This window comes from Sphingomonas sp. GW821-FHT09B04, from assembly GCF_059418285.1.
The window spans coordinates 20,546-35,199 of the sequence record NZ_JBWKPO010000006.1; the positions used below are offsets into that span (position 1 = coordinate 20,546).

The window sequence follows — 14,654 nt, forward strand, 5'->3', positions numbered from 1 at the left end:
ACACGGTACGGGGTTTCACATGGCTGATTTCGCTCTTCCCAAGAACAGCAGGATCACGAAGGGCAAGAGCCACCCGGCACCGGCCGGCGCGAGCCGCGCGAAGACCTTCACCATCTATCGCTACGATCCCGACTCGGGCGAGAACCCGCGCTACGACAATTTCACCATCGACCTCGACGATTGCGGTCCGATGGTTCTCGATGCGCTGATCAAGATCAAGTCGGAGGTCGACCCGAGCCTCACCTTCCGCCGCTCGTGCCGTGAGGGCATTTGCGGCTCGTGCTCGATGAACATGGGCGGCAAGAACGGCCTCGCCTGCACCACCGCGATCGAGGACATCAAGGGCGACATCCGCATCACCCCGCTTCCCGCGATGGACGTGATCAAGGACCTCGTCCCCGACTTCACCCATTTCTACGCGCAATATGCGTCGATCCAGCCCTGGCTGAAGACTGTTTCCCCCGCACCCTCGGGTAAGGAGCGGCTGCAGTCGCCAGAAGACCGCAACAAGCTCGACGGGATGTATGAGTGCATCCTGTGTGCGTGCTGCTCGACCAGCTGCCCGAGCTACTGGTGGAATTCCGACCGCTTCCTCGGCCCGGCGATCCTGCTCCAGGCCTATCGCTGGCTGGCCGACAGCCGCGACGAGGCGACCGGCGAGCGTCTGGACGAGCTGGAAGACCCCTTCCGCCTCTATCGCTGCCACACGATCATGAACTGCGCGAATGTCTGCCCCAAGGGCCTCTCGCCCGCCAAGGCGATCGCGGAGATCAAGAAGATGGAAGCCGAGCGCATCGTTTGATCGCGCGCGCCGCCCTCGCCCTGCTGGCCGCATTCGCGGTTCCCGCCGCGGCGCAGGAGGCCAAACCGGTCGCTCCGGGCATCTGGCTGATCGAGGGCGAATTTGAGCCGGGCCGCCAGCCTGACGGCAACTCCGTCTTGATCGAGGGGCCGCGCGGGCTGCTTCTCGTCGATAGCGGCCGCCACGCCAGCCACACTGCAAAGGTTGAGGTGGCGATCGCGGCGCGCGGCAAGCCGCTCGTGCGTATCGTCAACACCCACTGGCATCTGGATCATGTCAGCGGTAATTTGACGCTCAAGGCGAAGCATCCCGGCGTGCGCGTCTCGGCAAGCGATGCGATCGACGCGGCGCTGACCGGCTTCCTCAGGCGCAGCGCCGACTCGGCCCGTCCGGCACTCGAGTCAGGCAAGATCCCCGAACCGATGGCGAGCGAGGTACGCGGCGACCTGGCGACGTTCGAGCGTGGAACCGAGTTGCGCCCCGACGATGTCGTGCGCAAGGACGGGGTGATTGCGGTGGGCGGGCGAAAGGTCGAATTGCACCTCACCCGCCACGCTGCCACCGCAGGCGATGTGTGGCTCTATGACCCGAAGAGCAAAGTCCTGATCGCCGGCGATCTCGTGACGGACCCGGTCCCCTTCCTCGATACCGCCTGCCCCGATGGCTGGCTTAAGGCGCTCGAGACAATCGGTGCCGTGCCCTTCACCACACTGATCCCGGGTCACGGCAAGCCGATGAGCTGGCCAGCCTTCCAGAGCTGGCAATTCAAGTTCAAGCGCTTCCTCGATTGCGCGCGCGGCAGGGAGAAGGCGACCTATTGCGCCGACAGATGGCAGGATTGGCACCCGGACGGCACGCCGCCTGCCGACAAGCTGCGCGTGCTTTCCATGATTCCCTATTATGTCGGCCGCGTCCGCAGCGGCGAACTGGACAAGAACTGCCCCAAATGAGCGAAGAGCCGCATTTCACCTTCACCGACGATCCCGATCACCCCGGCTGGAAGCGCTGGGAACTGCGCGATCCCACACGGTTCAACGCCTTTCTCGGCCCGATCCTGACGCGGATCGAAGACGGCAAGGCGCTGGTGCGGATGATTCCGGGGCGCGAGCACTCCAACCTGCGCGACTCCACCCATGGCGGCGCGCTGCTCGGCTTCATGGACGTGGCGCTGTTCGCCGCAGCGCGCAGCTTCGGCGTGATCTCCGCCGGCGGCGCGGTGACGCTCGACCTGTCCGCGCAGTTCATCGGCACCAGCACGATAGGCCAGCCGATCGTCGCCGAGGTCGAGCTGCTGCGTGAGACCGGCCGGATGCTGTTCATGCGCGGGCTGGTGAGGCAGGAGGAGAGCGTCCTCGCCAGCTTCTCCGGCACCGTCCGCAAATCCTCTCCCAAGGCACTATGACCCCCGCACGATGACCAAGGTTCTCGAAAAATATCAGGCGCTGGTCGCCGCGGGCGAGCTTCGCGCCGATCCCGATCAGGCGGCGGCTGCGCGCCGACTCGACCACCTCGCGCACGAGCTGGAGACCGGCCCGCGCAAGGGCAGCGTGCTGTGGCGCCTTGCCCGCCGGGCGCCCGAAGCGCCAAAGGGTGTATACATGTGGGGCGGCGTCGGACGCGGCAAATCGATGCTGATGGACCTGCTGTTCCAAACCGTGAAGATCGACCGCAAGCGCCGCGTCCATTTCCACGAATTCATGATCGAGGTTCACGCCCGCATCGCCCAGGAGCGCAAGAAGGAGTCCGGCGACCCGATCGTGCCCGTCGCCAAGGCGCTGACCCATAATCTGCGTCTGCTCGCCTTCGACGAGATGGTCATCAACAACGCCGCCGACGCGATGATCCTCTCGCGCCTGTTCACCGCGATGATGGCCGAGGGGCTGACGGTGGTCGCGACCTCCAACCGCCCGCCCGACGATCTCTACAAGGACGGGCTGCAGCGCGACTCCTTCCTGCCCTTCATCGCGTTGCTCAAGGAGAAGCTCGACGTCCTGCCGCTGAATGGTCCGACCGACTATCGCCGCGACCGGCTTGGCCTGATGGACATGTGGCTCGTTCCCAACAGCCCGGCCAACACCGCAACGCTCTCCGCTGCCTTCTTCCGCCTGACCGACTATCCGGTCGAGGACCGCGCGAACGTGCCGTCGGAGGATATCGAGGTGCAGGGCCGCACGCTGCACGTGCCCAAGAGCCTCAAGGGTGTCGCGGTCTTCTCGTTCAGGCGGCTATGCGGCGAAGCGCGCGGCGCGGCCGACTATCTCGCCGTCGCCCGCCGCTATCACACCGTGATCATCGTCGGCATCCCGCGCCTCGGCCCGGAGAACCGCAACGAGGCCGCGCGCTTCGTCACGCTGATCGATGCGCTGTACGAGCATAAGGTCAAGCTGCTGGCGATGGCCGACGCGTCGCCGATGGACCTCTATGCGCAAGGCGACGGCAAGTTCGAGTTCGAACGCACCGTCAGCCGCCTGATGGAGATGCAGTCGGAGGACTATCTGGCGCAGGGGCATGGGAGCGTCTAGCCTCGCGCCATGATCTCTCGCGCAGTCGTCGCTCTGTTGTCCTTGGCGCTCGCTACCACGCTGTCCGGCTGCTCAAAGGCAACGATCGTGCAGGCGCGATTTGTCGAAGGGCGCATCGCATTCATCGGCATCGAGCAAGAGCTTGGCTGCATCTACGAAATTGAAGTCGCCGAACGTGTCACCGGCAAACCAGTCTGGAAGATCGACGGAGATTCCGTCGAGCGGGATTGCTTTGGAGATGATCCCCATTTCTACGGGCAGGGCCGTCAGCAAGCGAACGTTGTGATCGCACCGGCGAAGCTGCGCCTCGATACAGACTATGAAGTCCGTGGTTTCGCTACCGGATCAAACTCTTTCGGCGGCGCATTTAGAATCACGCACGACACGCTCTACCGAATCGAAGATTTGCCGCTCTAAGCCTCACCCCACCACCGCCGCCGCCAACTCGCCCCCCCGCTCCGTCAACCCATAGAGCGGCACCGGCGGAAACCGGTCCTCCAGCCGCCGACGCACGAGATCCTGCCCGATCATCGCCTGCAGCGTCAGCGAGAGCGCGCGCGGCGTCACCGGCGACAGCCGCGTCTGCAGCGCGTTGAACCGGGTCCACTCGTCTTCCAGCCCGCCAGCCACCGGCAACGTCCAGCGCGACAAATCGGGTGCGTCCAGCCCCAGCCGCTCCCGCACCCCCTCGATCCGCTCGCATGCTGCACCGATCGTGCGCCCGGCATCGCTCAGCACATATTCGGGACGCAGCGGGTGGCCGTGACCGGGGTTGGGCATCACCCAGCCCTGTTCGCGCAGATAGGCGAGCGTACGCGTCAGGCTGTTGCGCGACAGGCCGAAGCGCCGCTCGATCACCACAAAGCGCGATCCCTGCTCGCGGCTGAGCAGCGCCAGCACCGGGATCGCCCAGCGGCTGGCGCTGAGCAGTTGCAGAACCGCGGGTGAAAGAACCGGATCGTTCATGGGCTTGACCATATTACAATCTACTATACAAACGGAACCATAACCAATGGAGGATGACATGGCAAGTTCCGCAACTGCCGAAACCACGGCTGCTTCGGCCATCGCCTATGACGGCGGCCTCGCCTGCGCGATCAACGTCACCAGCTTCGACCGTTCGATCGACTGGTACACCGGCGTGCTCGGCATGAAATTGCTCTACCGCATGGACGAGATCGCATGGTGCGAGATGGAGACCAGCGTCGCACGCGTCACGGTCGGCCTGTCGCAGGTCGAGAGCGTGCCCGCCGGTGGCGGGGCAACGCTCACCTTTGGAGTCGTGGACATCGAGGCAGCGAAGGCGGCACTCGACGCGGCCGGTGTGCGGCAAGACGGGCCGATCGCCGATGTGCCCGGCATGGTGCGCTACCTCACCTTCTTCGATCCCGACGGCAACGCACTGATGTTCTATCAGGATATGGCTGGCGAGAACGCCGGCTAAACCTCCATTAACGCCGTGGCGCTATCCCGGACTCATGCGGGGAGCGACGACAAACGGGGAAAGATCGTTCGCGCTGGATGTCGTGCGCGGGATCGCGATCCTGCTCGTACTGCTGTTCCATTTCCAACCTGCGCCCGGCAGCCCATTGCTCGATATGCTGGCCTCCCCCTTCGAACGCGCGGGGTGGGCCGGCGTCGATCTGTTCTTCGTGCTCAGCGGCTTCCTGGTCGGCCGAATGATCCTGAACGAAGCCGCCGCGACCGGCGGGTTCAGCTACTCCCGCTTTCTCTGGCGCCGCGCATGGCGGCTCTGGCCTGCCTTGTTCGCCTATCTCGCGCTATTGGGGGTCGCGGGTGGCGCGCACGGCTGGCAGACGATCTGGCCGGTGTTGCTTCATGTCCAGAACTATCACGAGACGACGCCCAGCCACTTATGGTCGCTGGCGGTTGAGGAGCATTTCTACCTTGGTGCCGCGCTCCTGCTTCCCTTGCTGCTGCGGCGCGGGCCATCTCATCTGCTCTTCGGTCTTGTGGCGATCGCCAGCCTCTCATTCACGCTTCGCCTGCTCGCCTTCGCCGCAGGCGTGCCACCACTCTCTCTGCAATGGCAAACCCAGTTCCGGCTGGAAGGACTGGCGATCGGAGTCGCGATCGCCGCTTGCTCGCTCTACCGGCCGCACTGGATCGCCGCTGCCGGGCGCCATCGTACCACATTGCTGGCGCTTGCCCTGAGCTGCTTCAGCGCGATCGCTATCGGCGACGCTGAGCCATTCCGCCATACGATCGGCTTTACACTCGCCGCGTTCGGTTCGGGTGCATTGGTGCTGGCGATGCTCGATGCCCAGATGCCGCGATGGGCTGACGCGCCCGCTCGCGCCTTCGCCGCCCTAGGAGCGATCGCCTACTCGCTCTATATCTGGCACGCCAGCCTCGGCCGGACAGCAGAGGCGCTGGCACCCTCGCTTGGAGTCACGCATCCGGCCGGGATCATCGCGTTCCAGCTCGCAACAGCCATCGGCCTTTCCGCTGCTCTATACGGGTTGATCGAGCGCCCCGCCCTGGAGTTCCGCGATCGCAAGCGGAACGACAAACCGGGGAAAACGCCCATTATTGCAATTAATTCGCAAGTGCAAAGATTTCCTTGACAGGCACAATTCGGCTGTTGCCGCAGGGGACCAAAGCGCCTAATGCGCGGTCGTTCCCTGCGGCCCGGAGAGTCATTGGAGCCGCCCAACCTTGTTTTAGGGAGGCTCATTTGGCCCGCAAGAAGATCGCCCTTATCGGCGCCGGCAATATCGGCGGCACGCTCGCCCACCTCGCCGCGCTCAAGGGTCTCGGTGACATCGTCCTGTTCGACGTGGTCGAAGGCGTCCCTCAGGGCAAGGCGCTCGATCTGTCGCAGTGCGGCCCGGTCGAAGGGTTCGACGCCAAAATCACTGGCACCAACGACTATGCCGATATCGCGGGCGCGGACGTCATCATCGTCACCGCCGGCGTCGCCCGCAAGCCGGGCATGAGCCGCGACGACCTGCTCGGCATCAACCTCAAGGTCATGAAGGCCGTCGGCGAGGGCATCGCCGCCAACGCCCCCGACGCCTTCGTCATCTGCATCACCAACCCGCTCGACGCGATGGTGTGGGCGCTGCGCGAATTCTCGGGCCTGCCGCACAACAAGGTCGTCGGCATGGCCGGCGTGCTCGACAGCGCACGCTTCAGCCATTTCCTCGCGGAAGAATTCCAGGTGTCGGTCAAGGAAGTGAACAGCTTCGTGCTCGGCGGCCATGGCGACACGATGGTGCCAGTGGTCGAATATTCGACCGTCGCGGGCATCCCGATCCCCGACCTCATCAAGATGGGCCGCTCGACCCAGGAGCGCATCGACGCCATCGTCGCGCGCACCCGTTCGGGCGGCGGCGAGATCGTCGGCCTGCTCAAGACCGGCTCGGCTTTCTATGCCCCCGCCACCAGCGGCATCGCGATGGCCGAAGCCTATCTCTATGATCAGAAGCGCCTGCTGCCCTGCGCCGCGCACCTGACCGGCCAGTATGGCGTCGATGACCTCTATGTCGGCGTGCCGGTGATCATCGGCGCCGGCGGCGTCGAGCAGATTGTCGAGATCGAATTGAACGAGGAGGCCAAGGCGAACCTCGAGGTCTCGGTCGACGCGGTCAAGGAACTGCTGGTCGCCTGCAAGGGCATCGACAGCTCGCTCGGCTGATGCCAGCACTCGCCGCCTTTGGACTGATCGCAGCGACGGTCGGAACGGCGCAGGCATTGCCTGCGCCGTCGCCGTTGTTCAGCGCATTCAAGGCGGCGTGCTTCAACGTTCAGAAGTTTGATGGTGTCAGCGCGGCCGCTGCCGCCGCGGGCTGGACCGAAATTGCCGAGGCGAAGGCTGATCCGCGCGTCACCGCGATTATCGCCAAGGGCCGCGATGCGATGCGCAAGGCCGAGCCGGACGCGAAGATCTTCGGCCAGACATTCCGCGGCCGCTTCGATGGGCGTGATGTGTGGCTGACCACCAGCAGCGTCCGGACCGGCAAGGGCGGCTGGGCCAATGGCTGCCGCGCCTACGACCTCGACGCCCCCGCCGCTCCGGCACGCGAAGCGATCGACGGTTGGGTCGGAGCCGCACCCAATACCGTTCAGGCCAATGGCGCTGCCAGCAAGCGGCGGTGGGAGCCGTGGCAGCCGGGCGTCAGCCTCGAAATCACCTACGTGCCGCGCGGTCATCCGCTCGGCGTATCCTATGGAATCCAAGGGCTGATTTTCGTCAGCCAAGCTACTGGAGGTTTCTGAATGTCGATTCTGATCGACCGCAATACCAAGGTCATCACCCAGGGAATGACCGGTGAGACCGGCACTTTCCACACCCAGCAGGCACTGGCCTACGGCACTCAGATGGTCGGCGGCGTCACCCCCGGCAAGGGCGGCACCGAGCATATCGGCCTGCCCGTGTTCGACACCGTCGCGGAAGCGAAGAGCAAGACCGGCGCCGATGCCTCGGTCATCTACGTGCCGCCGCCCTTCGCCGCGGACTCGATCCTTGAGGCGATCGATGCCGAGATCCCGTTGGTGGTCTGCATCACCGAAGGCATTCCGGTGCTCGACATGGTCAAGGTCAAGCGCGCGCTCAGCGGCTCGAAGACCCGCCTGATCGGTCCGAACTGCCCCGGCGTGCTGACGCCGAACCAGTGCAAGATCGGCATCATGCCGGGCAGCATCTTCTCCGAAGGTTCGGTGGGCGTTGTTTCGCGCTCGGGCACGCTTACCTATGAAGCTGTGTTCCAGACCACCAATGCAGGCCTTGGCCAGACGACCGCAGTCGGCATCGGCGGCGACCCCGTCAACGGCACCAACTTCATCGACGTGCTTGAGCTGTTCCTCGCCGACGAGGCGACCAAGTCGATCATCATGATCGGCGAAATCGGCGGCGACGCCGAGGAGCAGGCTGCCCAGTTCCTGATCGACGAGGCCAAGCGCGGCCGCAAGAAGCCGATGGCCGGCTTCATCGCAGGCCGCACGGCGCCTCCGGGCCGCCGCATGGGCCATGCCGGCGCGATCGTGTCGGGCGGCAAGGGCGACGCCGAAAGCAAGATTGCAGCGATGGAAGCCGCCGGCATCCGCGTTTCGGCCAGCCCGTCGGAGCTCGGCTCGACGCTGGTTGAGGTGCTGAAGGGCTGACGAACACGCCGGCGCCCCGGTTCGCGCCGGGGCATCGTGCGGTTTGAAGATCCCGGCAGCGGCCGGGTGACGAAGGAATGAGGAAGATGGTGGGCGCTGAAGGCCTGGATTTCGCAGACATCGCCGGTGGCGTAAGCCCCGCGTTCGTTGAGACGCTGTACGCCAAGTGGAAGGCGGACCCGTCGTCCGTCGAGGCCGGCTGGCGCGAGTGGTTCGACGGGCTCGAAGGCACCGTCAACGGTCCGAGCTGGGAGCGTGCCAACTGGCCGCTCAGCGACACCGACGCGCTCACCGCGGCGCTCGACCCGACCCAGATGGAGCCGGCGCCCAAGCCCGCCCGCGGCGGCGCGGCTCCCGCCCCGGTCGCGGCGCCCGCTGCCTCGTCCGCCGACATCGCGCGCGCCGCGAACGATTCGATCCGCGCGATGCTGCTGATCCGCACCTATCGCGTGCGCGGCCATCTTGCCGCCAATCTCGACCCGCTCGGCCTGTCGCACCAGAACCTGCCCGCTGACCTGACGCCAGAATATCACGGCTTCACCGCCGCCGATCTCGACCGTCCGATCTATCTCGGCGGTGCGCTCGGTCTTGAAAAGGGCACGATCCGCGAATTGGTCGAGATCCTGCGCCGCAACTACTGCGGCAATGTCGGCCTCGAATATATGCACATCGCCGATGTCGAGGAGCGTCGCTTCCTGCAGGACCGCATGGAGGGCAAGGACAAGGCGATCGAGTTCTCGCCCGAGGGCAAGAAGGCGATCCTGTCCAAGGTGATCGAAGCCGAGCAGTGGGAGAAGTTCCTGGGCCGCAAGTACGTCGGCACCAAGCGCTTCGGCCTCGACGGCGGAGAATCGATGATCCCGGCGATGGAAGCGATCATCAAGTACGGCGGCGCGCAGGGCGTGCGCGAGATCGTCTATGGCATGGCGCATCGCGGCCGCCTCAACATGCTCGGCACGGTGATGGCGAAGCCCTATCGTGTCATCTTCCACGAGTTCGCCGGCGGCTCGGCCAACCCGGACGACATCGGCGGTTCGGGCGACGTGAAGTACCACCTCGGCACCAGTACCGACCGTGAGTTCGACGGCATCAACGTCCATATGTCGCTGGTCGCCAACCCCTCGCATCTCGAGGCGGTCGATCCGGTCGTGCTCGGCAAGGTCCGCGCGCAGCAGACCAACCGCAACGATCTCGAGGATCACGAGCAGGTCCTGCCGGTACTGATCCATGGCGACGCGGCATTCGCGGGCCAGGGCATCGTGTGGGAGTGCCTCGGCTTCTCGGGCATCCGCGGCTACAATACCGGCGGCTGCGTCCACTTCATCATCAACAACCAGATCGGCTTCACGACCAGCCCGCAATTCGCGCGCTCGTCGCCCTATCCGTCGGACGTCGCCAAGGGCGTCCAGGCGCCGATCTTCCACGTCAACGGCGACGATCCCGAGGCGGTGACCTTCGCCTGCAAGATGGCGATCGAGTTCCGCCAGACCTTCAAGCGCGACATCGTCATCGACATGTGGTGCTATCGCCGCTTCGGCCACAACGAAGGCGACGAGCCCTCGTTCACTCAGCCGCTGATGTACGCCAAGATTAAGGGCCATCCCGGTGTCAGCGACCTCTATGCCAAGCGGCTCGAGGGCGAAGGCGTGATCGACGGCGAATTCGCCAAGACCCAGGCTGCGGCCTTCACCGCGCATCTCGAGGACGAGTTCACCGCGGGCGCGAGCTACAAGGCGAACAAGGCCGACTGGTTCGGCGGCCGCTGGCAGGGTCTGAGCGCACCGATGGACGCGGAGACCGCGCGCCGCAACGTCGAGACCGGCATCGACAAGAAGCTGTTCGACAGCCTCGGCCGTACGCTGACCACCGTCCCTGGCGATCTGACGCCGCACAAGACGCTCAACCGCGTACTCGACGCCAAGGCGGCGATGTTCAAGTCAGGCGCGAATTTCGACTGGGCGACCGGGGAGGCTCTGGCCTTCGGTGCGCTGCTGTCGGAAGGCTATGGCGTGCGCCTGTCGGGGCAGGATTCGGGCCGCGGCACGTTCAGCCAGCGTCATGCCGTCTGGGTCGATCAGACCGACGAGCACAAATATGTGCCGCTGAACGAGATTCCGCACGGCCGCTTCGAGGTCCTCGACAGCCCGCTGAGCGAGTATGGCGTGCTCGGCTTCGAGTATGGCTATGCGCTCGCCGATCCCAAGACTTTGGTGCTGTGGGAGGCGCAGTTCGGCGACTTCGTCAACGGCGCGCAGATCATGATCGACCAGTTCATCTCGTCGGGCGAGGCCAAGTGGCTCCGCGCCAATGGGCTCGTGATGCTGCTGCCGCACGGCTATGAGGGCCAGGGTCCTGAGCACAGCTCGGCACGCCCCGAGCGCTTCCTGCAATCGTGTGCGGGCGACAATATGCAGGTCGCGAACGTGACCACGCCGGCCAATTACTTCCACCTGCTGCGCCGGCAGATGCACCGCAACTTCCGCAAGCCGCTGGTCATCATGACGCCAAAGTCGCTGCTCCGCCACAAGCTGGCAGTGTCGACCGCGGCCGACTTCCAGGGTGATACGCACTTCAAGCGCATCCTTTCGGATCCGTCGGCCCCGGCTGACAAGGATGTGAAGCGCGTCGTGCTGTGCACCGGCAAGGTCGCCTATGACCTGATCGAGGCGCGTGATGCGGCGGGCGACAAGAACACCGCGATCATCCGCATCGAGCAGCTCTACCCCTTCCCCGGCGAACCTCTGGTCGCGCGCCTCGCGCGCATGCCCAATGTCGAGGAAGTGGTGTGGGCGCAGGAGGAGCCGAAGAATGGCGGCTACTGGTTCTTCGTTGAACCCTATATCGAAGCGTGCATGGTCGAAGCGGGCATCACGCCACAGCGTCCGCGCTATGCGGGCCGCGCCCCGGCGGCATCGCCCGCCACGGGCCTGATGAAGCGCCACCAGGCCGAGCAGGGCGCACTTGTCGCCGACGCGCTCGGCCATAATGTGCGCAATGAAATCCGCCGCGCACGCAAGACCGAAGACCAAAAGACCGCCGGCAAGGCCGGCGCGTGATCGCCAGGAAGGACTGAACCATGGCCACCGAAATCCTCGTTCCCGTTCTGGGCGAATCCATCACCGAAGCCACCGTGGGCGAATGGCTGAAGCAGCCGGGCGACGCCGTCGCCGCCGATGAGCCTGTTGTGAGTCTCGAGACCGACAAGGTCTCGGTCGAGGTCGGCGCACCCGTCGCCGGCGTCATGGGCGCCCACGCCGCCAAGGTCGGCGACACCGTCAATGTCGGCGCGCTGATCGGCACGGTCGAAGCCGGCGCCGGCGCCGCTGCAGCCCCGGCTGCTGCGCCCGCCGCGGCTCCGGCAGCTGCAGCCCCGGCCGCCGCTCCAGCCGAGCCGGCACAGGATGTCGAAGCCGCTGCGCTCTCGCCGTCGGTCCGTCGCGCGATCCTCGAGCATGGCGTCGATCCCTCGACCGTTCAGGGTACCGGCAAGGACGGCCGCATCACCAAGGAAGACGTGGTCGTCGCCGCTTCGGCCAAGACCGCGGCGCCCGCCGCCGCTCCGGCCGCAGCAGCCGCACCCGCCGCTGCCGCTCCGGCCACGGGCGACCGCAAGGAAGAGCGCGTGCGCATGACGCGCCTGCGCCAGACCGTCGCCCGCCGCCTCAAGGAAGCGCAGAACACCGCGGCGCTGCTCACCACCTTCAACGACGTCGACATGACGGCGGTGATCGAGGCCCGGACCAAGTACAAGGACCTGTTCGAGAAGAAGCACGGCGTCCGTCTCGGCTTCATGGGCTTCTTCGTGAAGGCCGCGACCATGGCCCTCAGGGACATTCCTGCGGTCAACGCCCAAATCGACGGCGAAGAGATCGTCTATCACGACTATGCCGACATCTCGGTCGCGGTCTCCGCGCCGCAGGGCCTGGTCGTCCCGGTGATCCGCGACGCCGACAAGATGTCGGTCGCTCAGGTCGAGCGCACGATCGGCGACTTCGGCAAGCGCGCCAAGGACGGCACGCTCAAGATGGAAGAGATGAAGGGCGGTACCTTCACCATCTCCAACGGCGGCGTGTTCGGCTCGCTGATGTCGACCCCGATCATCAACCCGCCGCAGTCGGCGGTGCTGGGCCTCCACCGCATCGAGGATCGCCCGGTCGTCCGCGACGGCCAGATCGTCATCCGCCCGATGATGTATCTCGCGCTGTCCTACGACCACCGCCTGATCGACGGCCGTGAGGCGGTCACCTTCCTCGTTGCGCTCAAGAACGCGATCGAGGACCCGACCCGCCTGCTGATCGACCTGTAAGGGGTGAGATTGCCGCAGCACATTGAAGAGCGAGAGGCTCGCAAGAGCCTCGACCTTCTCCGCTTCGCGCTCTTGAAAAGCGGTGTGGAGCAGCGTGTTTGGCAGTTGGCGCTGACGTTCGACGCTCTGCAACCATGCGACGATTGCCTCTGCCTATATGGAGAGGGTGAACGATGGGTCGTTGCCTATACCGAGCGCGGATTGTGGCGTGAGCTTGGGCAATTTCCCGATGCCTCTGAGGCTACCTCGTTTTTCTACGCCAAGTTTCATTCTGGGCCGACCCCATATGATGTACGGGAAGCTTGGGAAGCTGAAACGGGCCAGCAATTTTCAATGACAGACTGATCGGCAACTTCGCCGAGGAGCAAAGAAATGGCTGAATACGACTTCGACGTCCTCGTGATCGGTTCCGGACCCGGCGGCTATGTCGCCGCGATCCGTGCGGCGCAGCTCGGGCTCAAGACCGCGTGCGCCGAGGGGCGCGAGACGCTGGGCGGCACCTGCCTCAACGTCGGCTGCATCCCGTCCAAGGCGCTGCTCCATGCGTCGGAGCTGTACGAGGAAGCCGCCAGCGGCGCGCTCGCCAAGCTCGGCGTCAAGCTCGGCAAGGTCGAGCTCGACCTCGAAGCGATGCACGCGCAGCGCCTCGACGCGGTCAAGGGCCTGACCGGCGGCATCGAATTCCTGTTCAAGAAGAACAAGGTCGAATGGCTCAAGGGCTATGCCGCCTTCACGGGCAAGGACAGCGTCAAGGTCGGCGACCGTGAGGTCCGCGCGAAGAACATCATCATCGCCACCGGCTCGTCGGTCACGCCCCTGCCCGGCGTCGAGATCGACCAGAAAATCGTCGTCGACTCCACCGGCGCGCTCGAGCTGGCCAAGGTTCCCGAGCATCTCGTCGTCATCGGCGGCGGCGTGATCGGACTTGAGCTCGGCAGCGTGTGGCGCCGCGTCGGCGCCAAGGTCACCGTGGTCGAGTATCTCGACCAGATCCTGCCCGGCTTCGACGCCGACGTGCGCAAGGAAGCCGCCAAGCTCTTCAAGAAGCAGGGCATCGAGTTCAAGACCGGCACCAAGGTCACCGGTGTTGCCGTCAAGGGCAAGAAGGCCACGATCACCGTCGAGCCCGCCGCGGGCGGCGCCGCCGAGACGATCGAGGCGGACAATGTCCTCGTCGCGATCGGCCGCAAGCCCAACACCGATGGCCTCGGCCTCGAAGCGGCCGGCCTGACCGTCAACCAGCGCGGCCAGATCGAGACCGACCACAGCTTCAAGACCTCGGTCCCCGGCATCTGGGCGATCGGCGACGTCATCCCCGGCCCGATGCTCGCCCACAAGGCCGAGGACGAAGGCATCGCGGTCGCCGAGAACATCGCCGGCCTCACCGGCATCGTGAACCACGACGTCATCCCGTCGGTGGTCTACACCATGCCCGAGATCGCCGGCGTCGGCCTGACCGAGGAAGCCGCCAAGGCCAAGGGCGAAGTCAAGGTCGGCAAGTTCCCGATGGCCGGCAACAGCCGCGCCAAGACCAACCATGAGCCCGACGGCTTTGTGAAGGTCATCGCCGACGCCAAGTCCGATCGCGTGCTCGGCGTGTGGATCATCACCAGCGTTGCCGGAACGATGATCGCGCAGGCCGCGCAGGCGATGGAGTTCGGCGCGACCAGCGAGGATATCGCCTATACCTGCCACGCCCATCCCACGCACAGCGAGGCGATCAAGGAAGCGGCGATGGCGGTGACGGGCAAGCCGATCCACATCTGATCTGGCCAGATCGGCGGGCGCGGCCACTGCCGCGTCCGCCGTCATTGCCGTGACGGCCGCCTCGCCGATCCGGCTTGCGCTCCTCCAATCGGTTGTATCATAACGGTTATACAACATATTGGAGAACTCG

At 65.4% G+C, this 14,654-nt stretch carries 15 protein-coding genes; 14 read left to right on the plus strand and 1 reads right to left on the minus strand.

The window, feature by feature from the left end; all coding sequences use genetic code 11:
• The first annotated feature begins 19 nt into the window (after positions 1 to 19).
• Genes AC07NK_RS18130 through AC07NK_RS18150 form a run of 5 tightly spaced genes read left to right on the plus strand, consistent with a single transcriptional unit; the run spans position 20 to position 3,741 of the window.
• Positions 20 to 802 carry a succinate dehydrogenase iron-sulfur subunit gene (locus AC07NK_RS18130; RefSeq protein ID WP_495172020.1) on the plus strand — a complete coding sequence of 261 codons (783 nt, stop codon included), beginning with the start codon at positions 20 to 22 and terminating at the stop codon, positions 800 to 802.
• Positions 799 to 1,752 carry an MBL fold metallo-hydrolase gene (locus AC07NK_RS18135; RefSeq protein ID WP_495172021.1) on the plus strand — a complete coding sequence of 318 codons (954 nt, stop codon included), beginning with the start codon at positions 799 to 801 and terminating at the stop codon, positions 1,750 to 1,752. The genes AC07NK_RS18130 and AC07NK_RS18135 overlap by 4 nt, the downstream gene beginning before the upstream one ends.
• Positions 1,749 to 2,204 carry a PaaI family thioesterase gene (locus AC07NK_RS18140; protein WP_495172022.1) on the plus strand — a complete coding sequence of 152 codons (456 nt, stop codon included), beginning with the start codon at positions 1,749 to 1,751 and terminating at the stop codon, positions 2,202 to 2,204. Before AC07NK_RS18135 ends, AC07NK_RS18140 begins: the two co-directional genes overlap by 4 nt.
• Positions 2,205 to 2,214: 10 nt before the next feature.
• Entirely contained in the window at positions 2,215 to 3,324 is a 1,110-nt protein-coding gene (gene zapE, locus AC07NK_RS18145; RefSeq protein ID WP_495172023.1) for a cell division protein ZapE, read from the plus strand.
• A gap of 9 nt (positions 3,325 to 3,333) precedes the next feature.
• The gene (locus AC07NK_RS18150) at positions 3,334 to 3,741 is read left to right on the plus strand and encodes a hypothetical protein (protein WP_495172024.1); all 408 of its coding nucleotides are present in this window, start codon (positions 3,334 to 3,336) and stop codon (positions 3,739 to 3,741) included.
• 3 nt (positions 3,742 to 3,744) lie between these two features.
• On the opposite strand, the gene AC07NK_RS18155 is transcribed toward AC07NK_RS18150, so the two are convergent.
• A complete protein-coding gene (locus AC07NK_RS18155; RefSeq protein ID WP_495172025.1) occupies positions 3,745 to 4,290 on the minus strand; it encodes a winged helix-turn-helix transcriptional regulator in 546 nt (181 codons plus the stop codon).
• A gap of 58 nt (positions 4,291 to 4,348) precedes the next feature.
• Between AC07NK_RS18155 and AC07NK_RS18160 the strand changes: the two genes are divergently transcribed.
• The 9 genes from AC07NK_RS18160 to lpdA all read left to right on the plus strand — a co-directional run bounded on the left by AC07NK_RS18160 (position 4,349) and on the right by lpdA (position 14,524).
• Positions 4,349 to 4,768, plus strand: coding sequence for a VOC family protein (locus AC07NK_RS18160; RefSeq protein WP_495172026.1), 420 nt, complete (start codon positions 4,349 to 4,351; stop codon positions 4,766 to 4,768).
• Between the two features lie 34 nt (positions 4,769 to 4,802).
• Entirely contained in the window at positions 4,803 to 5,912 is a 1,110-nt protein-coding gene (locus AC07NK_RS18165; protein WP_495172027.1) for an acyltransferase family protein, read from the plus strand.
• A gap of 110 nt (positions 5,913 to 6,022) precedes the next feature.
• Positions 6,023 to 6,985 (plus strand): malate dehydrogenase, encoded by a 963-nt coding sequence (gene mdh, locus AC07NK_RS18170; protein ID WP_495172028.1) that lies wholly within the window; start codon positions 6,023 to 6,025, stop codon positions 6,983 to 6,985.
• Positions 6,985 to 7,566 carry a hypothetical protein gene (locus AC07NK_RS18175; protein WP_495172029.1) on the plus strand — a complete coding sequence of 194 codons (582 nt, stop codon included), beginning with the start codon at positions 6,985 to 6,987 and terminating at the stop codon, positions 7,564 to 7,566. Before mdh ends, AC07NK_RS18175 begins: the two co-directional genes overlap by 1 nt.
• On the plus strand, positions 7,567 to 8,451 hold the full coding sequence (sucD, locus tag AC07NK_RS18180) for a succinate--CoA ligase subunit alpha (protein ID WP_495172030.1): 885 nt from the start codon (positions 7,567 to 7,569) through the stop codon (positions 8,449 to 8,451).
• 89 nt (positions 8,452 to 8,540) lie between these two features.
• Entirely contained in the window at positions 8,541 to 11,507 is a 2,967-nt protein-coding gene (locus tag AC07NK_RS18185; protein WP_495172246.1) for a 2-oxoglutarate dehydrogenase E1 component, read from the plus strand.
• 20 nt (positions 11,508 to 11,527) lie between these two features.
• Positions 11,528 to 12,757 carry a 2-oxoglutarate dehydrogenase complex dihydrolipoyllysine-residue succinyltransferase gene (gene odhB / locus AC07NK_RS18190; RefSeq protein ID WP_495172031.1) on the plus strand — a complete coding sequence of 410 codons (1,230 nt, stop codon included), beginning with the start codon at positions 11,528 to 11,530 and terminating at the stop codon, positions 12,755 to 12,757.
• Between the two features lie 9 nt (positions 12,758 to 12,766).
• On the plus strand, positions 12,767 to 13,102 hold the full coding sequence (locus AC07NK_RS18195) for a hypothetical protein (RefSeq protein ID WP_495172032.1): 336 nt from the start codon (positions 12,767 to 12,769) through the stop codon (positions 13,100 to 13,102).
• A gap of 27 nt (positions 13,103 to 13,129) precedes the next feature.
• Positions 13,130 to 14,524: a dihydrolipoyl dehydrogenase gene (gene lpdA, locus AC07NK_RS18200; protein ID WP_495172033.1), complete on the plus strand. Its 1,395-nt coding sequence runs from the start codon at positions 13,130 to 13,132 to the stop codon at positions 14,522 to 14,524.
• The last annotated feature ends 130 nt before the right edge of the window (positions 14,525 to 14,654 follow it).

Excerpts from the sequence above, each read along its gene's own strand:
- lpdA (WP_495172033.1), top strand. The coding sequence starts at position 13,130 with ATGGCTGAATACGACTTCGACGTCCTCGTGATCGGTTCCGGACCCGGC.
- sucD (WP_495172030.1), top strand. The coding sequence starts at position 7,567 with ATGTCGATTCTGATCGACCGCAATACCAAGGTCATCACCCAGGGAATG.
- AC07NK_RS18165 (WP_495172027.1), top strand. The coding sequence starts at position 4,803 with ATGCGGGGAGCGACGACAAACGGGGAAAGATCGTTCGCGCTGGATGTC.
- AC07NK_RS18160 (WP_495172026.1), top strand. The coding sequence starts at position 4,349 with ATGGCAAGTTCCGCAACTGCCGAAACCACGGCTGCTTCGGCCATCGCC.
- AC07NK_RS18175 (WP_495172029.1), top strand. The coding sequence starts at position 6,985 with ATGCCAGCACTCGCCGCCTTTGGACTGATCGCAGCGACGGTCGGAACG.
- AC07NK_RS18155 (WP_495172025.1), bottom strand. The coding sequence starts at position 4,290 with ATGAACGATCCGGTTCTTTCACCCGCGGTTCTGCAACTGCTCAGCGCC.
- AC07NK_RS18150 (WP_495172024.1), top strand. The coding sequence starts at position 3,334 with ATGATCTCTCGCGCAGTCGTCGCTCTGTTGTCCTTGGCGCTCGCTACC.
- AC07NK_RS18130 (WP_495172020.1), top strand. The coding sequence starts at position 20 with ATGGCTGATTTCGCTCTTCCCAAGAACAGCAGGATCACGAAGGGCAAG.
- AC07NK_RS18140 (WP_495172022.1), top strand. The coding sequence starts at position 1,749 with ATGAGCGAAGAGCCGCATTTCACCTTCACCGACGATCCCGATCACCCC.
- zapE (WP_495172023.1), top strand. The coding sequence starts at position 2,215 with ATGACCAAGGTTCTCGAAAAATATCAGGCGCTGGTCGCCGCGGGCGAG.
- odhB (WP_495172031.1), top strand. The coding sequence starts at position 11,528 with ATGGCCACCGAAATCCTCGTTCCCGTTCTGGGCGAATCCATCACCGAA.